The following is a 19,884-nucleotide window of genomic DNA, read 5'->3' as shown; positions in this document are numbered from 1 at the left end:
ATATGCAATTAATTCTTAACAAAGATGCAATAAACAAAAAAAATAATAAGATAAAAAACACCATTGCTATTATTTCCAGCAGAGAATGGCTGCGCGAAGAAACCGCGGAGAAAGTCAGGCTTGCCGATATTAATGATATTAAATCATTTGATGAGAATATTTTTCTCGTACCAAAAATAAATTTATCCGATAAAACTATTGGTGCTATTATTGATATCGGGAGTAATGATAATATTGAAAAAACATTAGATTTAATAAAAATTATTATCCCGCGTGACTGTTGGTGTGTTTTAGTTGGCGATATTGATTCAATTGGTATCGCTCAACAATTCATTCAACGTGGAATACTATACTTAAATATAAAGTCACAGTTGTCTGAGTTGACACAACATTTACTCAAAGGCATCCCGATAGAGTCTGAAAGAAAAGCCTTTTTTATCAGTATATTGGGCTGTAAGGGAGGCATCGGGACCACCCTACTCAGTTATCACTTAGCAACCGCTATCACACAGATAAAGCAATCACCAACTCTATTATTACAGGGCAATAATGGATCTCAGGATCTTGATCTTGTTACAGAAAAAAAGATGGTTACAGAAATAACCGAATATCAAAATAATTTATCTCTTATGTTCGGTAAAGGGAAAGATATAGCTGAAATTGATGGACACAGAGATATAAAACACAATTTTATTGTATTTGATCAACCGATTCATAACGTACCGAAAGAAAAACTCACTGATTATATAGAACACGCTAATTGCATTATCGTATTGCTCGATAATAGTATGATGTCAGTCCGTGTCGCTAAAACGTTTATTGATATTTATGAAAAATTTAAACGAGACAACAGGCAAGCAACCCGACTATTAGTCTGTTTAAATGCAAGCAGACCAATAACAAGAGATATGCTGGATACTTCCGACATCCCGTCATTACTTGGGCGTAAGATAGATATACGAATCCCTTTCATACATAAAACAACGGAATCATTAAGTGATAAAAATTACTTTGGCCGAAAGAAAACCATAATAACCGAATTGGCAAAATACACATTAGGCATAACCATTGATTTATCAAACAAAAGAAAATCATGGTTAAGAAAGCTTCTAAAAGGTAAAAGTTAAAAATGAAAATATCATTAATCATCCAAGAAAAAATACGAGAAAAAATGCTGGCTAACATTGATATCGATAAAGTAGAACATCTGGTTGATGATTATGACAAACTTTTTGATTTACTTTCACAAACATACGATGATTTATTTAATGACAATGAATATAGATTAAACACTCAGCAACAAAAAGATATTATTGCAACGATAGCCGATGAGATTACCGGTTTTGGCCCGTTAAGAGAACTGATGGAAGATGAGTCTATTAGCGATATTATGGTCAATGGCCCTGAAAAGATATTTGTTGAACGTTATGGGTTGCTAACCTTAACCAACCGCCGTTTTATTAATAACAATCAACTGACTGATATTGCCAAACGCCTGATGCAAAGAGTCAATCGCCGTATTGATGAAGGTAGACCGTTAGCGGATGCACGCCTAATTGATGGTAGCCGAATCAATGTGGCAATCGGCCCAATCACATTGGATGGCACGGCACTTTCGATTCGAAAATTCAGTACCAACAAACGAAAACTAGAAGATCTGGTTAATATGGGTGCCATGAGCAGTGATATGGCTAATTTTTTGATCATTGCTGCCAGTTGCCGGGTCAATATTATTATCTCTGGTGGCACAGGCTCAGGAAAAACAACACTGCTCAACGCATTATCAAAATATATTTCTGAAAACGAAAGAGTTATCACCTTAGAAGATGCCGCCGAGTTAAATCTTGAACAACCCCATGTAGTTCGAATGGAGACACGACTCGCCGGGCTAGAGAATACTGGGCAAATCACGATGCGAGACTTAGTGATAAACTCACTACGAATGCGCCCCGACAGGATCATTATCGGGGAGTGCCGTGGCGAGGAAACATTTGAAATGCTTCAGGCTATGAATACCGGCCATAATGGCTCTATGTCCACCTTACATGCTAATTCTCCCCGCGATGCTATTGCCCGACTCGAAAGCATGATCATGATGGGGCCAGTTAATATGCCCATATTTACTATTCGCCGAAATATTGCTTCCGCCATCAATCTCATTGTGCAAGTTTCACGCATGAATGATGGTTCACGAAAAGTACGCCATATAAGTGAAATTATGGGAATGGAAGGGGACAATGTCGTATTACAAAATATATTCTCATTTGAACCGTCCAAAGAGCGTGACGAACAGGGAAAAATCCAAGGCGAATTTATTAATCATGGTTTATTCAGCCGATCCGCTGTGAGGGTGAATGCTGATATATACAGCTTATCAAATGAACTAAGTAGTATTTTTTCCACGGTGAAATAATGATTTACAATATAATACTTTTATCTGGGATTCTATTACTTTTACTCATTAACTTAAAATGGATAAAAATAAAGAAGACCATAAGTAAAAACCCCAAAAAAACCACTATCAATGATTTTTTCCTTACGTCATTACTAAAAAAGATAGTCAATGAATGGATTAAGTATTTATTAAGCATTAATAAAAACAAAAATAAAATGCATATAACCATGCCTATCGGTTATGCAATATGCATTTACATTATAAATAAAACATGGTTTGGGATAAATACTCTGGTGGTATTGACATTTATTTTGTTCAGTATCATATTTTTTCAAATACGCTTTTCGCGTAAAAATAATCACAAGCTATTTAAAAGAGATTTCCCAGAGGTCTTGTTGATGATTAATATGGCGGCCAGTAGCGGTGCCAGCATTAACCAGGTATTAGAACGTTGTGGGAAAGAGGTCGGTGGGCCATTAGGGAATGAATTAAGCCTTATTTGCCGCCGATTGAATGTGGGAGAGTCTCCTGAAATTGTTTTTTATGATGCCTATCAACGCTTTCGCTACCCCGAATTTTACTTTCTTATCACCATCATTTTACTTAACTTGCAACAAGGTGGGCAATTAAGAGAACTTACCAGTCGATTGTCCCAAGTGATAACAAAAAGCAAAACATCCGAACAGAAGAAAGCCGTTATGACGGCACAAACACGGATGTCAGTAAATATTCTCTCTATCATACCTTTTGTATTCTCTCTTTTTCTTTACTTTATGGATCCAACGACTATTGAGTCAATGTGGAACCATCCTACTGGTAGGATTATTTTTTATTATATTATCTCCAGCGAGATAATTGGGATAGCACTGATAAGGTCAATGCTTAGGAAAGCACTATGAATATAATTTTTATTGCCATGGTACTATTTGGTTTTATCTCATTACTCATTAGCAAGAAAAAATACAATAAGAAAGAAGTATATAATAAAATTAACAATGACCATGTTTTATCCTCTAAACGTGAAATAAAAAAGTCAGAAAACAAAAAAGAAATTGATCTATCTTCTTTTATAAAATTACCTTATATACTTCAAAAGGTGACTTATTTAAAGATATTGATTATTTCGCTATTTCTGATAGTGATAACTATATTAGTGAAAACTAGCTTCATCGCGACGAGTAGCATGAGTTTCATTATGATTTGTTTACTTATGCTGATAGCAACTATATATCTACCAAAAGTTATTATCAGAAATATTGTGAATAAAAAAATAAAAAATATGTTAAATTCACTACCCTTTTTTATCGATATTACTGCTGCCTGTGTCCAATCAGGAATGACTATAGATAGCGCACTAAGCTATACGGCTAAAAGATTCAAATTAATCAATATTGATTTAAGTTTGATTGTAGAAAAAATAACTAAGCGCGCAGAAATTAATGGGCTAGAGAGTGCGATTAAAGAATTTCAACAACTTTCAACTGAAATAGAAATAAAAATGTTTTGCAGTGCACTACAGTACAGCATCAGTTTCGGCTCAACCGTTTATGAACAACTAATAAAACTCTCCCAAGACATGAGAGAAATGCAATTGTTAGTTACAGAAGAGAAAAACAGTAAGCTATCAACAAAACTGACTTTCCCTATGTTTCTTTTTATTCTTATTCCTTTTGTTGTGTTAGTTATAGCACCTAGCGTTTTGGAGTTACTCAAATATGTACAAACAATGTAAAAAAACCATTACCACTTCACTTTTAATTTTTATGATAAGTGGTTGCTCCTTGAATAGTGGTATAAGTAATAAAGAGTTTCTATATCGTGAGAGTATCTTGCTAAAAGCAAATAATCATGCCGGATTGATCACTTTATACCGAACAAAATTAAAACAAAAAGAAGATGATACGATAAGGCTAAAACTGGCTAACGCCTACTATCTTACCGGCGACACCAAGTCATCTTTATATTATTTACAACCGATGATTAACAAGCCGAGTGAGTCTATATATATTTTGCAAGCCAAAAACCTGATTAATAATAATGATTCGACAAATGCCATAACAGTTATAAATAAATTATTAACTATTTCTCCTAATAATGCAGAAGCTCACAACTTACACGGCATTGTATTGGCTAATAGTGGTAAAGTGCGTAAAGCAGAAGTGGCTATTGAAAAATCGCGGGCCTTATTTATTCCTGATGAGACGGCAATGAATAATCTTGCTGTAGTAGCAATGCTTGATAACCGTTATAGCGATGCAGTGAGAATATTATTACCTGATTATTTGGCGGGTAAAAAAAGCTCTTTAAGGTTACATAACCTGGTCTTTTCACTGATTCAACTCGGTGATACAACCTATGCAAAAAAAATCATTATTGCTGAAAAAATGGCTAAAGACCCGGATGAGTTAATACTCGCCCTAAGTCAAGTTCAGAGCCTTCAGCAAGAGAGATTAAGTGATAAAGGTGCGTAAATGAGTAAGATGAGAGAGCAATTCTCCTGTTCAAATGAGGGGTCGGTTACTATTGAGTTTACGGTAGTCTTTGTTCTATTTTTATTGACGTTACTCTCCTGTGCAGAGATAAGCCGTTTGCTCTATATCTCTGCCAGTTTAGATCTGGCGGTTTCAGAAGCAGTAAAATCGACTAAGAATAGAGAGGACAGTAATAGTGCCATATTGAGGCAAAGTTTAAATGCTCAGAATGGTATTTTAGGTGCTTTCATAACAAATAATAATGCGATTAATACTACTGTAGAATTTAGCAATAATATATCTGATCTCATTAATCAGATATACTCAGGCTCCGAAACGTCGCCACTGGCCAAATACACAGTAACTTATATCTATCACCCTCTTTTTTTCCCTATTTCCTCACACTGGGCTAATATCCAGTTATCACGCGAGGTGATTTTTGTACAAGAAAATCAATAATATAGACTTTATTAAAAACAACAATGGCTCAGCTATTATTGAGTTTTCATTTGTCATTTTCATAATAATGCTATTAATAAAACTATTGATTTCAGTGACTGAATATCAATCAGCCTTAGGTAAACTGGATCGAATATCATATTCGCTTGCCGGAATAATTCGGGAAAGGAACAGATTATATTCTGATGATGAAATACTAACTCAAAATAATATTAATGATTTAACAACTCTGGCGAGAAATATGCTATTAACCTCGGGTATATCCAGTGATGATTTCGCGATAACAGTTGAAACATTACATTTTAATCCCGCGGAATCAGCAGCACCTGGTAATAAGATTATTAATGATACTAAGAGTGAAGAGTTTAGCATCGGTACTTGTCACCCCATTAGGTCATTGCGTGAAATGGCCGATTTATCACCTTACAGTAATCGCGGCCGATGGGTGCCACTGTACCAGGTGACCTTATGCGTGCCTGCCCCCACAGGGTATCAAGCGTTGTTTAGTCAGATAGAACCCACCCCTATATTAAGGTCATCAGCGATAACTATCGAGCGTTAATCCTGGCGAGGATGAACTTATTTATAAAACAAAGGTTATTTATGATAAAAAATAAATTTACTCACGTTAAAGTACGACTATTGGTGTCATTGATAAAAAATGAGCAAGGGGCTATCTTATTGCCATTTATTATATTTTCACCTCTGATTGTTGGGCTAATATTTTTTTCTTTTGAGCTAACTCATTTTTTACAAAAAAAAGCTAAACTCTCAGATGCAATGGAGCAAGCAACATTAGCACTGACCGTAGAAAATAATAATAGCATTCCGAGTGTAACTCAAATAGCGCAGAATGAAGCCGTAGTGAGTTCTTATGCTCATGCTTACCTGCCAGCAGAAATATTTTCAGTACCCACTATCGATATAATCAATAATAATGACAGGATTGAATATGCGGCTGAGATCAATATGAGCTACTCCGCCCAATTTTTATCTAACAATTCGTTAACCAATTTAGGTGCAATGATAAGTGCAACAGATAGGGGAACGGCACGAAAAAACATAATCAGTGCGCCGATAGAGAAAATAGATGTGGTTTTTGTTGTAGATTATTCCACTTCAATGGATGAGTCATTTAATAATGGAGAATCAACTAAAAAAATAGATACATTAAGAAGAATATTTAAAAGTTTAAATGACACCATATTGAGAAATGACAGTGTTAAGACTATTGGATTTGTTCCATTTACATGGGGAACTAAAACTATCGAAGATCATGCCGTTCAGAAAAGAATATATTGCCACTTCCCTTTCGTCCCTAAAACGTATATGCCATTGGGTGATTATCTTAAAAATGTTAAAGTCTGTGACAAAGACATAGAAGATCAGACCATGTGTACTATAGAAAATAATATTGACTACGATAAGACCATTAACTCTATTACTAATACCACCGCCCCTCATGATTTTATTAACATACCTATAGATGATGTTATATTCAATTCCTATTGTCTAAAAACATCAAATGCTTATACTTTAAGTTCTGATGATCTAACCAATGATAATATTCAGAGAAATATAGAGCAAGAAGTTGCGGGCGATACATTAGTAAGCTCTGGGATATTAGCTGGAAATAAATTACTGAAAGAATCGAATTCTACAAATAGTAACAAGTTAATGATCATTCTGTCTGACGGCAGTGACAGTGGTAATGGCATTACAATTACATCAACGCTTATGGAAAAAGAAATGTGCGATAAAATAAAAGAAAATAATATCAGAATGGCATTTATTGCTATTGGATACTCAGAAGAACATAAAACAACAAATAAGTCATATAACATTGATTGGAACAAGTGTGTCGGTGAAGGCAATTATTATGAGGCATACAATGCTCATGAGTTAGAAGCCAGCCTCCGTCAGGCATTGAGCTCAACAAAAACGCCTGAAGTTGGCAGTAATATACCTAAAAACTGATGATCAGGTGCGGTGACATTCACCGCACCTGTTTTGATTATTTCGCGCCGCCCGCTTCCATACCGACTAAGCCAACCTTGAGATAACCTGATTTGCGTAGCGCATCCATCACGCTCATCAGGGTTTCATAATCCACCACTTTATCCGCCTGGAAGAAAATGGTGGTTTCTTTATTAGATTGCGTCATTTTATCCAACGCTGCCGCCAGGGTATCGCGGTCAACCTGCTGGTCACCGACATAAAGCTGATTATCGGCTTTAACTGTCAGGAATACCGGTTTTTCCGGCCGTGGCTGTGGTACCGCTGAAGACGCCGGTAAATCCACTTTAATATCGACTGTTGCCAATGGTGCTGCCACCATAAAGATTATCAGCAGTACCAACATTACATCGATAAAGGGTGTCACGTTGATTTCGTGTAATTCACCGCTTTCATCAAGATTGTCATTCATGCGCATAGCCATAAATCACCCCGCACGCAATTGGTGAGGATGCTTAGATGACTTTGCCTCAGCGCTGCTCGCCAGATCAAGGTCGCGGCTTAATAGCAGCAATACTTGGGCGGCAACGTCACCCACCTGTGCACGGTAACTACCAATTAAGCGAGCAAATATATTGTAGATAACTACCGCAGGGATTGCTGCGACCAGACCTAACGCCGTTGCCAGCAAGGCTTCGGCGATACCCGGTGCAACAACAGCCAGATTGGTGGTTTGCGAATGAGCAATACCAATAAAGCTGTTCATAATGCCCCATACGGTGCCAAACAACCCGACAAACGGTGAGATTGCACCGATAGTAGCCAGGAACCCATTGCCTTTACCCATTTGGCGACCAATGGCTGCTACACGGCGTTCCAACCGGAAAGCCGTACGCTCTTTAATGCCATTGTTATCATTGGATTCTGTCGACAATAGGCGCTCGTTTTGCGCTTCTCGTAGCAGTAAGGCACTAATGCTATCGGTGCTAAAAGCCTCCGCCCGCTCAGACGCGGTATCCATATCAGTCACAGCCCCGATAACTTCATGTTCTTGCTGCAAACGGCGGCGAGCACGGAATAACTCGGTACCTTTGGAGAACAAAATAGTCCAGGTTACGATTGAGGCTAACACCAGACCAATCATCACCCCTTTAACCACCACGTCGGCATGTTGATACATGCCCCAAACAGATAAGTCCATTGCCAACCCTTGTGGTGCTGGAGCTGTTAGTGGCTGAACCGCTGATGTGGCAGGGGCAACATCGTCTGCATTAGCAGGAGTTGCCGCGACTGGGGTGATTTCCGGCGCAGGTAACGGTGTTGATGTTGCCGTTGGTGTGGCAACAGATGCAGCGACTGCACTGCTGTTGCCTGGCGCGGCCTGTACATGGCCTGCCAAACCGGCCACCAGCAATAATGCCATTACGCCTGCTATCATCCGGCCTTGCACGAATGATTTATCTTTAATCTCTTTGCCAGCTATTTTCACGCTGTGCCTCCACCCAATATGCAGATCAATTTAAGGACGAAATCAGGTGCCGATCATATCAAACAAATCGGGGATTGATAGTAATTATCATTAGTATTTGAGACGATTTTTTAAGAATGAAAGAGAATTATTCTGATTGAAACAATTATGTAAATTAATAGAAATGATAGCGACCTTAATTATTCCATGCCGATAACATTAGATATAAAGATAAGAAGTAATTGATTGAACTAAAGAACTCTCACCAAGACTCCTTAATAAATCCCTTGTTTTGCCACTTACACAGAATTTCTCCATTACAAACTGTCAGAAAACAGCGCGTCGCTCTCTTTAGTTTTTTTCATGGTGAAAGCTGCCCCCACATAACAATCATCATGCTAACGTAAGGAATATATCTCTAAAATGAATGCTGGCTCTGGAACTACAGCATATCCTATGTAAAGGTGACGACACGATCATGTCTGCAAACAAAGAAACGACAGAAAAACTGGAAACAGCCTTAGTCAGTGCGGGCAGAAGTAAACGATTTACTCAAGGCTCAGTGAATACGGTGATCCAGCGGGCTTCATCGCTGGTTTTCGACTCGGTAAAAGCGAAGAAGCATGCCACTATCAATCGGGGAAAAGGCGAATTATTCTATGGCCGCCGAGGCACCCTGACTCACTTCTCGCTGCAAGAGGCGATGACAGAGCTGGAAGGTGGCGCAGGTTGCGTCCTTTATCCTTGCGGTGCCGCGGCTATCAGCAACGCAATTTTGTCATTTGTCGCAACGGGTGACCATGTGCTAATGACCGGTTCTGCTTATGAGCCGGCCCAAAGTTTTTGCGATAAAATTTTATCACGCATGAATATCACCACGACCTATTTTGATCCGATGATAGGTGCTGGGATCGACTCATTAATTACCCCAAAAACCAAAGTGGTATTCCTTGAGTCACCCGGTTCCATCACCATGGAAGTACAAGATATTCCGGCAATGGTGCAAGCTATCCGGGCCGTTGCACCAGACATCATTATTATGATGGACAACACCTGGGCTGCGGGTGTGCTGTTTAAAGCACTGGATTTTGGTATTGATATCTCTATCCAATCAGGAACTAAATACATCATTGGTCATTCTGATGCGATGCTGGGGATTGCCGTTGCCAACGCGCGTTGTTGGGAGCAACTGCGTGAAGACTCTTATCTGATGGGGCAAATGGTTGATGCTGACACAGCTTATCTTGCTAGCCGTGGATTGCGCACACTGGGTGTGCGTTTAAAACAGCACGAGAAAAGCAGTATTGAAATTGCTAACTGGCTGGCTCAGCGCCCGGAAGTTGCCACTGTCTATCACCCTGCCCTGCCAAGCTGCAAAGGCCATGAATTCTATAAACGAGACTTCAATGGCTGTAATGGCTTGTTCTCTTTTGAATTAAAAGAAGAGTTAAGTCAGCAACAGTTAGAGGCTTATCTCGACCATTTCACCCACTTCAGTATGGCCTTTTCATGGGGCGGTTTTGAATCCTTGATTCTGGGTTATCAACCGGAGAATATCCGTGCCATTCGTCAGTATGAAGGGGACGGGATAAAAGGCACACTGTTCCGTCTACATATTGGTCTGGAGAATGTGCAAGATTTGCAGGACGATTTGGCCGCAGGATTTGAGCGCATCAAAACAGTGCAGTAAGGGTTTCTGAACGATTGATTTGTTAATGCGCGGTAACAATATCCGCGCATTAATCCTCTCTTACACAAATAGTCTCAACGACACGTATATATCCCTCAAAAATTCGATTATTGAGGATAAGATCAATGTGGATCCGCGCCATTACGGATACACTAGACCAGTCCTTACAACAATATCCTCACACGCTAGGCAAACAGGAACAGAAATGGATGTATTACGCGAAATCCTTCATGCCTTATGGCAGCAGGATTTTAGTAAACTTGCCGATCCGAATGTGATTTGGGTCATTTACGGCATTCTCTTTACCACCCTATTTTTAGAAAACGGTTTGCTACCGGCTTCTTTCCTCCCCGGTGATAGTTTGTTGCTATTGGCGGGTGCATTAATTGCCAAGGGAGTCATGGGGTTCTTACCGACCATGATAATTTTAACCACTGCGGCCAGTTTGGGTTGTTGGCTCAGTTACCTGCAAGGGCTGTGGTTAGGCGATACTAAAATAGTTAAAAGGTGGCTGTTACAGCTACCGGTTCATTATCGGCAACGCGCCCATACTCTGTTTGTACGCCATGGTTTGGCGGCCCTGATAATTGGCCGTTTTCTCGCTTTTGTACGGACTTTACTGCCAACGCTGGCGGGTATTTCTGGCCTGAACAGTGCACGTTTTCAGTTCTTTAATTGGTTAAGCGGGCTGCTATGGGTGGGGAGTGTCGTTGGGTTAGGTTTCGCGCTAAGTCATATCCCATTCGTTAAGCACTATGAAAACCAGGTAATGACAGCACTGATGATTTTACCAATAGTGTTGTTGCTGATTGGTTTGGTCGGCACCCTGGTGTTGGTGTGGTGTAAACGTAAAAGTGTCACTGAGTAACCCTGTGTTTGCCTCGTGACTTAAGCAGTTAAACGGCGCTCACCGCGCCGTTTTTTATTGCCATTATTCGCTGGGCCGTAAAATCAGTTAGTCCGCAGTTTAGCGACCTCTTCACTGGGTGTGAGACCAAAATAGCGTTTAAACTCACGACTGAACTGTGAAGCACTCTCATACCCTACTTTGTTGGCTGCGGTACTGGCTTTTAGCCCATCGTGCAACATCATCATTCGTGCGCGATGCAACCGGTAAGATTTGAGATATTGCAGTGGCGAGGTGTTAGTGACGGCTTTGAAGTTATGATGAAACGCCGAAACACTCATGTTCACATCTGCCGCTAATTGCTCAACATTAAGATTATCTGCAAATTGATTTTCAATACGCCGCAAGGTTTTGGTAATTTGATTAAAGTGCCCATGGCGGTTAACCAGCGCCTGCAAGGCTCCTCCGCACTGACCACACAGCACATAGTAGAGAATTTCCCGCACAATTTGTGGGCCGAGCACTCTGGCATCACGGGGATTGGACATCACATCCAATAAGCGCTCGGTGGCACACAGCATCTCTTCGGTCAGCGCCGATGAATTGACGCCAGAGGTATTACCGAACGGTTTATCCAGCTCATCATCACCGATATCTATCAGCAAATCCTGTAGCATCTGGCTGTCTATATGAATCGATATTCCGGCCAGAGGTATTTCAGGGCTGGCAAAAGTTTCACATTCAAACGGCAGTGGAACCGTCAGAATAAGGTAATTTTTCGGATCATACTGAAACACTTTACTGCCCAGATAACCCACTTTGTGCCCCTGGAATATGATGACTACACTGGGGGTGTACATTACCGGAGTGCGTGGCTGGTGCACTGTGGAGTACAAAATTTTCACCCGTGGCACAGCAGAGGGCGTTAAGCCATTCCCCTTCGCCAAACGCGTAATTTTTTCGGCCATCTGTGCCTGAATATCATTAACCTCAACCATATACTCTCACTTACTGGCGTTATCTGAGACAATCTAGCAACTAAAACGATCAGATATAAATTGTGCAATATTTACCGTATTTTCTACAGTGCTTTGGAGAAATAGGCAAGAGCAAGGCAGAAATGTGCATTGAGGTATCGCGCCAAGTTGCCGACAATGGCTGCCAATGGTACGGCAATAAACAATCATTGCATCACCGGCTAATACGTCGCGTTTTGATTACCATAATTGTTCATCACCCATAAGCTGGAAGACAAATAATGCAAAACTTTACCCTCCATACCCCCACTAAAGTGCTGTTCGGTACTGGCCAGATAGCACAATTGAGTAAAGAAATTCCTGCTGATGCCCGCATCTTGATTACCTATGGCGGCGGCAGCATCAAACAAAATGGTGTGCTGGATCAAGTCCATCAGGCACTGAAAGGCTTTGATTTCCTGGAGTTTGGCGGTATTGAGCCGAATCCAACCTATGAAACCCTGATGAAAGCTGTTGCGCTTTGCCGGGCAGAGAAAATCGACTTCCTGCTAGCGGTGGGAGGGGGATCAGTATTAGATGGCACCAAATTCATCGCCGCTGGCGTCAATTACCCACAAGAACCATGGCATATTCTGCAAACCACTGGCAGCGATATTAAAGAAGCACTGCCAATGGGTTCAGTGCTGACCCTGCCTGCTACCGGTTCTGAAGCTAACAATGGCGCAGTTATCAGCCGCCGTGAAACCGGTGATAAGCAGCACTTCTTCTCACCCTTTGTCCAGCCACTGTTTGCCGTGCTGGACCCGGTTGTCACTTATACTTTGCCACCGCGCCAAGTCGCGAACGGTGTTGTCGATGCTTTTGTACATACCATTGAGCAATATCTGACTTACCCGGTTGATGCAAAAGTGCAGGATCGCTTTGCTGAAGGGCTGTTGTTAACCCTGATTGAGGAAGGTCCGAAAGCATTGGCGGAGCCAGAAAACTACAATGTGCGCGCCAATATTATGTGGAGTGCCACTATGGCATTAAACGGCCTGATTGGGGCCGGTGTGCCACAAGACTGGGCGACACACATGTTAGGCCACGAACTGACCGCCCGCCATGGTCTGGACCATGCTCAGACGCTGGCGGTAGTACTGCCCGCTCTGTTAGTGGCGAAGAAGCAACAAAAGCGCGCCAAACTGCTGCAATACGCGGAGCGTGTCTGGGGCCTGCGTGACGGTAGCGAAGAGCACCGCATCGATGCCGCAATTGAAGCTACCCGTCATTTCTTTGAAAGCATGGGCGTTGCTACTCGTCTGTCGGCCTACAAACTGGATGGCAGTTCTATTCCTGATTTGATTAAAAAACTGGAAGAGCACGGTATGACTCAGCTTGGCGAACACAGTGATATCACTTTAGCTGATAGTAAACGTATCTACGAAGCTGCGGTCTAATAATAGCATCAGCCCGGTTTACAGTTTTCAACACAGAAGGCATCGTTGAACAGGATGCCTTCTGTTCAACATCTACTTACTCTTTTCACTTACCGTTAAAAGGGTGCTATCGTTATTAACTGCTAGGCTTTAGCTTATTACCACGCATTTTGCTGTTCATCTCTCAGTGGCAGATCGCCGATAGATCTGTGCACATTTTGATACTTCTCACACATGATTAATCGCTAGCAAGATCATAAATAGAATGATCACGACTAAACTTACATTACGGGTAAACAGGGCAAACACAGCCCAATCAGTCAGCGAAGGAGATAGACATGGCAACACAACCCATTATCAAATTGCACGATGGCAACCTGATGCCACAACTTGGCCTTGGCGTTTGGCAAGCAACGATTGAAGAAACACAGCTTGCTGTCAGCAAAGCACTCGAGGTGGGCTATCGCTCTGTCGATACTGCGGCGATTTATAAAAATGAACAGGGTGTCGGCTCGGCACTGAAGGCGGCGGGTGTGGCTCGTGATGAGCTATTTATTACCACTAAACTGTGGAATGACAGTCAGCAGGATCCGAAAAAAGCACTGGAAGAGAGCCTGAGCAAACTTCAGCTCGATTATGTCGATCTCTATCTGATCCATTGGCCCAACCCAACACAGGATCACTACGTTAGTGCCTGGCGTGAACTGATCACATTGAAAGAACAAGGTTTAATTCGCAGCATTGGTGTCTGTAACTTCCAGATTCCTCATCTGCAACGGCTGATTGATGAAACGGGTGTGGCGCCAACCGTCAATCAGATTGAGCTACATCCACTGCTACAGCAGCGCCAGCTCCATTCGTGGAATGCCACCCATCATATTGCAACCGAATCCTGGAGCCCGCTGGCCCAAGGTGGTGAGGGCGTTTTCGATCAAACCGTTATTCGCCAGTTAGCGCAAAAATACAATAAAACACCTGCACAGGTGGTGATCCGCTGGCATCTCGATTGTGGGTTGATCGTTATCCCGAAATCGGTAACACCGGCGCGTATCAAGGAAAACTTTGAAGTGTTTGATTTTAAATTGCATAAAGATGAACTGACGGCAATTTCGAAGTTAGACAGCAATAAACGCCTCGGGCCAGACCCGGATGTTTTCGGGTCTGACAACTGAGTTCAAGGCGATGTATTCAGTTTAATGATGCTTAGCTTTGCCCTTTGCGCCAGTAGCCGTCTGATTTACCGGGGATTTTCTCGCCCCGGTTTTGCTTACTGACGGTTTTGCCACTGGCGTACTACTGGCAACCTGCGGTTTTTTGCTGATAGCAGACGTTGTGCTTCGGCTACCTGGTTGACGCTGGCGGGTGATAGCAGTGTGCTTCGTCAGGGCCGGAGTATGGTGGCGCAGCGCCCGACGAGCTTCACGTTGCTCCTCGATTGTCGCTGCCGGAACCAGGCATTCCCGGCGGCTGCCAATCAAATGTTGCAACCCCATCTCCTCTAATGCAGTACGGATCATTGGCCAGTTAGCCGGATCATGATAACGCAGCAAGGCCTTATGTAACCGCCGCTGGCGATCCCCTTTCGGTACAACGACGTCTTCACTTTTATAATCCACTTTCGCCAGCGGGTTCTTACCGGTGTAATACATGGTCGTAGAGTTAGCCAGTGGCGACGGGTAGAAGTTCTGTACCTGATCCAGACGGAAACGGTTTTTCTTCAGCCATAGCGCCAAATTGACCATATCTTTATCCTCAGTGCCCGGATGGGCAGAGATGAAATAAGGGATCAAATACTGCTCTTTACCTGCCTGCTTGGAATAGGTATCAAACAACTCTTTAAAGCGCTGATAGCTGCCCATTCCCGGTTTCATCATTTTGGAAAGTGGCCCTTCCTCGGTGTGTTCCGGTGCAATTTTCAAATATCCACCCACATGATGGCTGGCTAATTCTTTGATATAGCGCGGATCTTCTACTGCCAAGTCATAGCGGACCCCCGAGGCGATCAGGATCTTTTTAATCCCTTTAAGATCACGTGCCCGGCGGTACAAAGAGATAGTCGGCTGATGGTTAGTATCCATATGTGGGCAAATCTCAGGATAAACACAGGATGCACGGCGACAGGTCTGTTCTGCCCTTGGCGACTGGCAGCGCAGCATATACATGTTAGCCGTTGGGCCACCAAGATCAGAGATAATACCGGTAAAACCAGGGACTTTGTCGCGAATCTCTTCGATTTCACGAATAATAGAATCTTCAGAGCGGCTTTGAATAATACGCCCTTCATGCTCAGTGATAGAGCAGAATGAACAGCCGCCATAGCAACCACGCATAATGTTGATCGAGAAGCGAATCATGTCATAGGCGGGGATCGGCGATTTGCCATAGGCTGGGTGCGGCACACGCTGGTAGGGTAGCGCAAACACGCTGTCCATCTCTTCCGTACTCAGTGGAATAGCCGGTGGGTTAATCCAAATATAGCGATCACCATGTTTTTGCATCAAGGCCCGTGCACAACCGGGGTTGGTTTCATGATGCAAAATCCGCGAGGTGTGGGCATATAACACTTTGTCTGCTTTCACTTTTTCATAAGAAGGCAGCAAGACGTAGGTCTTTTCCCATGGTTTGGGTTTGGCGGCACGAACAGTAACCGGTTTAGCTTCAGATTCAGGAATGCTATCAGTGGCGCACGGCAGATCTTCACCGTACGGATTGGGAATGGCTTCAATACGCCCTGGTTTGTCCAGGCGAGTAGAATCAACCCCACTCCAGCCCGGTAATGCAGTTTTGCGCATCACAACCGTGTTGCGAACATCCTGAATATCGGCAATTTTCTCACCCGCCGCCAGGCGATGGGCCACTTCAACCAAAGGCCGTTCGCCATTGCCGTAGACCAACATGTCTGCTTTGGCATCCACGATAACCGAACGGCGCACAGTATCAGACCAATAGTCATAATGAGCAATGCGGCGCAAGCTGGCCTCAATACCGCCGAGCAATACCGGCACATGGCTATACGCTTCTTTACAGCGCTGGCTATAGACTAAAGTGGCCCGATCAGGTCGCTTACCGCTTTGATTATCCGGCGTATAGGCATCATCGTGGCGCAACTTACGATCGGCTGTATAACGGTTGATCATCGAGTCCATGTTGCCAGCCGTAACGCCGAAGAACAGATTGGGTTCACCCAACCGCATGAAATCGTTTTTATTGGTCCAGTCCGGCTGAGCAATAATTCCAACCCGGAAGCCTTGCGCCTCCAGCATACGACCAATGATCGCCATGCCAAAGCTGGGGTGATCCACATAGGCATCGCCGGTGACAACAATAATGTCGCAACTGTCCCAGCCCAATATATCCATTTCCTCCCGTGACATGGGTAAGAATGGCGCGGTGCCATAACATTCAGCCCAATAAGGCTGATAGGAAAACAGGTCACGTTCTGGTTGGATCAAGCTGGTACTCATGGCAACACTCTTTGAATTGGGGAAAGTTGAGGTGGTTCGGGTTAAGAAATCATCACCGGGCGGCGATTATACGCATTTCTCCACGTAAAGAGGAAGGATATATCTTTTGATTACCAAGCTCACACCATCAAGTGAGTGAATGTAGAGTGGATTAGGTTGCGGTTGATATTCGCTCTTTGCTCATCTGAGGCCAAGTAAGCACTAATCTTATATCAACCGAACCCGGTAACCCTTAACCTAACGCCTTAGCCAAGTGTTGGTGCAGCCTGTGTCACTAACTGCCCCGCAGAACCACGATCCGCCATCTCAAGTGTCTGGCTGTAGTACAAGAACGGGAAGTGCTCAGAGGAAACCTGATTGAAATACACCAGTAGCTCTACATCACCATCAACCCAAACAGTATCCTTCCAGCCGCGATCCTCGGCCATCGCCGGCGCGCCGTTGACATTCTTCACCAGGAAGGAGACCCCTTGAATATGGAATGCCTGTGGCATATCGGCATGCAGAGTCCAGCGCTCCCAAGTCCCTTGCTGGGCCTGAGCATCCACACGGCTCATATCCCAAATAGCGCCGTTAATGCCCGGTAAATCATCACCCAAACGGAACTCACGGGAACGAATCACGTTGCCATCCAGAATCTGGTCGGCTAATAAACGCATCGGCAGATTATCGGTCACCAGCGGCAATAAACCGGTTGGTTTTAATGTTAGCACTAGCGTAGAAATCAAAATACTTGAGGGTTCGAACAGCCCACGGAGCCTATCCATGATACCGGCAGATTCACCCGCCGTGATAGAGACTTCATTGCCTTGTGACATATCAATCACCACTTCGCGCCGCTCACCGGGAGCCAGCGAAAGCTGCTGTACGGCCACGGGCGCAGGCAAGAAGCCCTGATCACTGGCAACAACATGCAAAGGGCGGCCATCACTGAGTTGCAAGATGTAGCGACGAGCGTTAGAGGCATTTAATAGACGTAATCGAACCCAACCACGGGAGACTTCGACAAACGGGCTTTGCACCCCATTGACCAGCAATGTATCGCCAACAAAGCCACCTTTGGCTGGCGGGTCATATTCTGGCACGCCAAAATTATCAAGCCGCTTGTCCTGAATAATAATCGGGAAATCATCGACACCATAATGACTCGGCAATGGCATCGCTTTACTAATTTCATCTTCCACCAGCCACATCCCTGCCAGTCCGTTATACACATGAGGTGCCATACGGTTAGGGGTATTGGCGTGGTACCAACAGGTTGCGGCCGCTTGCCGTACCGGCAATACCGGCGACCAGTCAACACCAGGGGAGATCATACGTGCCGCGCCACCCATTAGGGTACCAGGAACCTGCAACCCACTGATTGTCATGGATACCGGTTCAGCCAGACGGTTGCTATAAATCAGCTTCACATCATCGCCGCTGAAAACCCTGACAGTCGGCCCCAGATACATGCCGTTAATCCCCCAGACTGCGGCTTTCTGACCGCCGCTGAATGCCCAATGTGCACGCTGTAGCGTCAAAAACAGCGGTTGCCCACGACGAGACTCCAATAAGGGTGGAACCGGTAACGGGGGTTGCTGGGTACTATTAGCCTGTGCCCTCAATGGCAGCGAACCTGCGCCTAGCGCTAAGCTCGTAGCCTGAATGAACTGGCGACGACTGAGTGACATATCTTCTCCGTGAAAACCACAATCAAACCTACTGCAAAATTTTGCCTGACTGCGAATAACGCTGAAGGACGGCAAAACGCTCACGACCAGAGTCGTTTAAATGGAAAGCCAAAATTTACTTTAATCAAAACAAGCCACGCAATAACCTATCAATAAAAGCCAATAGTATTATTTTCCCGCCGCTTGCTGCTCTGCCTGTTGGGCAATTTCGGCATCGAGCTGCTCAATTTTAGCCAGCATCAGGTTACGGCAATGTTCCGATAATTCACGCACGCGCTCTTTGCCATAACCACTGGTATCAACGGGCGGCATTATCTCTACAATGACTTTGCCATTTGACCAGCGGTTTAAATTGATATTATTGGTGCTGGACACGCAAATAGGCACAATAGGCACACCAGCAGCTATAGCGGCATGGAAAGCACCGGTCTTAAATGGCAATAACCCACGGCCACGGCTACGTGTACCTTCCGGGAACATCCAGATAGAAACATTTCTTTTTTTGACCTGCTCAACCACCTGAGCAATAGTGCCATGCGCCTTGGCGCGGTTATCACGATCAATGAGCAGGTTACCGGTCAGCCAATATAGCGGACCAAACAGAGGCACCCACAGCAGGCTCTTTTTACCCACCGTAACCGTACCGGACTGAACCACATTCGACATGGTGACCATATCGTAATTATTCTGATGGTTGGCGATATAAATACAGGTACCGTAGTCCGCCGCTTCCTTGGGGATACGTTGTTCAACTGTAATCCCGAATAATACCGACATCCGACCGAACAGATGCGCGAACGTCGCAAGATTACGTGGGTTTCGTGGCCTAAACAGGCAATAAATCGAACCAAACACACACACCAGAATACAATATAAAACTGCCAGCACCGTGCGCAAAATTAATAGCATAACAACCTCTTAAACACTCACTCTTAGACATGCGATCGACGCTAGTATAACGGCTTACCCACAAAATACCGCGCAGATTCATCGCCATAATTATGTAACGCGACAACGCACGCAAATTGCGCCTGCCATCGGTTACATTCACTGGGTGATGCCTGAC

The 19,884-nt window shown here is 43.7% G+C and carries 18 protein-coding genes; 12 read left to right on the top strand and 6 right to left on the bottom strand.

Annotation, left to right across the window (positions count from 1 at the left end):
* Positions 1–2: 2 nt before the first annotated feature.
* Genes Q2T71_RS21800 through Q2T71_RS21765 form a run of 8 tightly spaced genes read left to right on the top strand, consistent with a single transcriptional unit; the run spans position 3 to position 7,302 of the window.
* On the top strand, positions 3–1,127 hold the full coding sequence (locus tag Q2T71_RS21800) for a pilus assembly protein CpaE (RefSeq protein WP_372560509.1): 1,125 nt from the start codon (positions 3–5) through the stop codon (positions 1,125–1,127).
* Between the two features lie 2 nt (positions 1,128–1,129).
* Positions 1,130–2,413 (top strand): CpaF family protein, encoded by a 1,284-nt coding sequence (locus Q2T71_RS21795; RefSeq protein WP_372560508.1) that lies wholly within the window; start codon positions 1,130–1,132, stop codon positions 2,411–2,413.
* Positions 2,413–3,294 carry a type II secretion system F family protein gene (locus Q2T71_RS21790; protein ID WP_372560507.1) on the top strand — a complete coding sequence of 294 codons (882 nt, stop codon included), beginning with the start codon at positions 2,413–2,415 and terminating at the stop codon, positions 3,292–3,294. Before Q2T71_RS21795 ends, Q2T71_RS21790 begins: the two co-directional genes overlap by 1 nt.
* On the top strand, positions 3,291–4,127 hold the full coding sequence (locus Q2T71_RS21785) for a type II secretion system F family protein (RefSeq protein ID WP_372560506.1): 837 nt from the start codon (positions 3,291–3,293) through the stop codon (positions 4,125–4,127). Before Q2T71_RS21790 ends, Q2T71_RS21785 begins: the two co-directional genes overlap by 4 nt.
* Positions 4,111–4,866 carry a tetratricopeptide repeat protein gene (locus Q2T71_RS21780; RefSeq protein WP_372560505.1) on the top strand — a complete coding sequence of 252 codons (756 nt, stop codon included), beginning with the start codon at positions 4,111–4,113 and terminating at the stop codon, positions 4,864–4,866. Before Q2T71_RS21785 ends, Q2T71_RS21780 begins: the two co-directional genes overlap by 17 nt.
* Positions 4,867–5,325, top strand: coding sequence for a TadE/TadG family type IV pilus assembly protein (locus Q2T71_RS21775; protein WP_372560504.1), 459 nt, complete (start codon positions 4,867–4,869; stop codon positions 5,323–5,325). It begins immediately after the preceding gene.
* Complete coding sequence (gene tadF, locus Q2T71_RS21770; RefSeq protein WP_372560503.1) at positions 5,306–5,887, top strand: tight adherence pilus pseudopilin TadF; 582 nt, start codon at positions 5,306–5,308, stop codon at positions 5,885–5,887. Before Q2T71_RS21775 ends, tadF begins: the two co-directional genes overlap by 20 nt.
* Positions 5,888–5,928: 41 nt before the next feature.
* On the top strand, positions 5,929–7,302 hold the full coding sequence (locus Q2T71_RS21765) for a TadE/TadG family protein (protein ID WP_372560502.1): 1,374 nt from the start codon (positions 5,929–5,931) through the stop codon (positions 7,300–7,302).
* Positions 7,303–7,339: 37 nt separating this feature from the next.
* Here the strand turns inward: Q2T71_RS21765 and exbD are convergent, their stop codons facing one another.
* Both exbD and exbB read right to left on the bottom strand, forming a co-directional pair.
* Positions 7,340–7,765, bottom strand: coding sequence for a TonB system transport protein ExbD (gene exbD, locus Q2T71_RS21760; RefSeq protein ID WP_048617754.1), 426 nt, complete (start codon positions 7,763–7,765; stop codon positions 7,340–7,342).
* 3 nt (positions 7,766–7,768) lie between these two features.
* Positions 7,769–8,770: a tol-pal system-associated acyl-CoA thioesterase gene (gene exbB / locus Q2T71_RS21755; protein ID WP_372560501.1), complete on the bottom strand. Its 1,002-nt coding sequence runs from the start codon at positions 8,768–8,770 to the stop codon at positions 7,769–7,771.
* 457 nt (positions 8,771–9,227) lie between these two features.
* Here exbB and metC point away from each other — a divergent pair, with 457 nt between their 5' ends.
* Both metC and Q2T71_RS21745 read left to right on the top strand, forming a co-directional pair.
* The gene (gene metC / locus Q2T71_RS21750) at positions 9,228–10,439 is read left to right on the top strand and encodes a cystathionine beta-lyase (protein ID WP_372560500.1); all 1,212 of its coding nucleotides are present in this window, start codon (positions 9,228–9,230) and stop codon (positions 10,437–10,439) included.
* A gap of 205 nt (positions 10,440–10,644) precedes the next feature.
* Positions 10,645–11,307 (top strand): DedA family protein, encoded by a 663-nt coding sequence (locus Q2T71_RS21745; protein WP_083162413.1) that lies wholly within the window; start codon positions 10,645–10,647, stop codon positions 11,305–11,307.
* Between the two features lie 83 nt (positions 11,308–11,390).
* Here the strand turns inward: Q2T71_RS21745 and Q2T71_RS21740 are convergent, their stop codons facing one another.
* Positions 11,391–12,284 (bottom strand): AraC family transcriptional regulator N-terminal domain-containing protein, encoded by an 894-nt coding sequence (locus Q2T71_RS21740; protein ID WP_372560499.1) that lies wholly within the window; start codon positions 12,282–12,284, stop codon positions 11,391–11,393.
* A 260-nt stretch (positions 12,285–12,544) separates the two neighbouring features.
* Here Q2T71_RS21740 and yqhD point away from each other — a divergent pair, with 260 nt between their 5' ends.
* Both yqhD and dkgA read left to right on the top strand, forming a co-directional pair.
* Positions 12,545–13,702, top strand: coding sequence for an alcohol dehydrogenase (gene yqhD, locus Q2T71_RS21735; protein ID WP_372560498.1), 1,158 nt, complete (start codon positions 12,545–12,547; stop codon positions 13,700–13,702).
* 317 nt (positions 13,703–14,019) lie between these two features.
* Entirely contained in the window at positions 14,020–14,853 is an 834-nt protein-coding gene (gene dkgA, locus Q2T71_RS21730) for a 2,5-didehydrogluconate reductase DkgA (protein ID WP_372560497.1), read from the top strand.
* Positions 14,854–14,874: 21 nt separating this feature from the next.
* Here dkgA and Q2T71_RS21725 read toward each other — a convergent pair whose 3' ends face one another.
* The 3 genes from Q2T71_RS21725 to Q2T71_RS21715 all read right to left on the bottom strand — a co-directional run bounded on the left by Q2T71_RS21725 (position 14,875) and on the right by Q2T71_RS21715 (position 19,727).
* Positions 14,875–17,145, bottom strand: coding sequence for a YgiQ family radical SAM protein (locus Q2T71_RS21725; protein WP_372560496.1), 2,271 nt, complete (start codon positions 17,143–17,145; stop codon positions 14,875–14,877).
* Positions 17,146–17,390: 245 nt separating this feature from the next.
* Complete coding sequence (gene ftsP / locus Q2T71_RS21720) at positions 17,391–18,818, bottom strand: cell division protein FtsP (RefSeq protein ID WP_372560495.1); 1,428 nt, start codon at positions 18,816–18,818, stop codon at positions 17,391–17,393.
* 168 nt (positions 18,819–18,986) lie between these two features.
* Positions 18,987–19,727, bottom strand: a complete 741-nt coding sequence (locus tag Q2T71_RS21715; RefSeq protein WP_083162401.1) for a 1-acylglycerol-3-phosphate O-acyltransferase — start codon at positions 19,725–19,727, stop codon at positions 18,987–18,989.
* Positions 19,728–19,884 lie beyond the last annotated feature (157 nt).

The sequence above is a fragment of the Yersinia sp. 1652 StPb PI genome (genome assembly GCF_041538345.1).
Taxonomy (GTDB): domain Bacteria; phylum Pseudomonadota; class Gammaproteobacteria; order Enterobacterales; family Enterobacteriaceae; genus Yersinia; species Yersinia enterocolitica_E.
Note: the sequence above shows the minus strand (reverse complement) of the source record. Positions and strands in the feature narration are given on the sequence as shown.

Bases quoted from the DNA above. Each gene is read 5' to 3' on its own strand.
- Q2T71_RS21775 (WP_372560504.1), top strand. From the start codon at position 4,867: ATGAGTAAGATGAGAGAGCAATTCTCCTGTTCAAATGAGGGGTCGGTT.
- Q2T71_RS21765 (WP_372560502.1), top strand. From the start codon at position 5,929: ATGATAAAAAATAAATTTACTCACGTTAAAGTACGACTATTGGTGTCA.
- Q2T71_RS21785 (WP_372560506.1), top strand. From the start codon at position 3,291: ATGAATATAATTTTTATTGCCATGGTACTATTTGGTTTTATCTCATTA.
- Q2T71_RS21715 (WP_083162401.1), bottom strand. From the start codon at position 19,727: ATGCTATTAATTTTGCGCACGGTGCTGGCAGTTTTATATTGTATTCTG.
- metC (WP_372560500.1), top strand. From the start codon at position 9,228: ATGTCTGCAAACAAAGAAACGACAGAAAAACTGGAAACAGCCTTAGTC.
- yqhD (WP_372560498.1), top strand. From the start codon at position 12,545: ATGCAAAACTTTACCCTCCATACCCCCACTAAAGTGCTGTTCGGTACT.
- Q2T71_RS21745 (WP_083162413.1), top strand. From the start codon at position 10,645: ATGGATGTATTACGCGAAATCCTTCATGCCTTATGGCAGCAGGATTTT.
- Q2T71_RS21800 (WP_372560509.1), top strand. From the start codon at position 3: ATGCAATTAATTCTTAACAAAGATGCAATAAACAAAAAAAATAATAAG.
- Q2T71_RS21790 (WP_372560507.1), top strand. From the start codon at position 2,413: ATGATTTACAATATAATACTTTTATCTGGGATTCTATTACTTTTACTC.
- Q2T71_RS21740 (WP_372560499.1), bottom strand. From the start codon at position 12,284: ATGGTTGAGGTTAATGATATTCAGGCACAGATGGCCGAAAAAATTACG.
- dkgA (WP_372560497.1), top strand. From the start codon at position 14,020: ATGGCAACACAACCCATTATCAAATTGCACGATGGCAACCTGATGCCA.
- Q2T71_RS21780 (WP_372560505.1), top strand. From the start codon at position 4,111: ATGTACAAACAATGTAAAAAAACCATTACCACTTCACTTTTAATTTTT.
- ftsP (WP_372560495.1), bottom strand. From the start codon at position 18,818: ATGTCACTCAGTCGTCGCCAGTTCATTCAGGCTACGAGCTTAGCGCTA.
- exbD (WP_048617754.1), bottom strand. From the start codon at position 7,765: ATGGCTATGCGCATGAATGACAATCTTGATGAAAGCGGTGAATTACAC.
- Q2T71_RS21795 (WP_372560508.1), top strand. From the start codon at position 1,130: ATGAAAATATCATTAATCATCCAAGAAAAAATACGAGAAAAAATGCTG.
- Q2T71_RS21725 (WP_372560496.1), bottom strand. From the start codon at position 17,145: ATGAGTACCAGCTTGATCCAACCAGAACGTGACCTGTTTTCCTATCAG.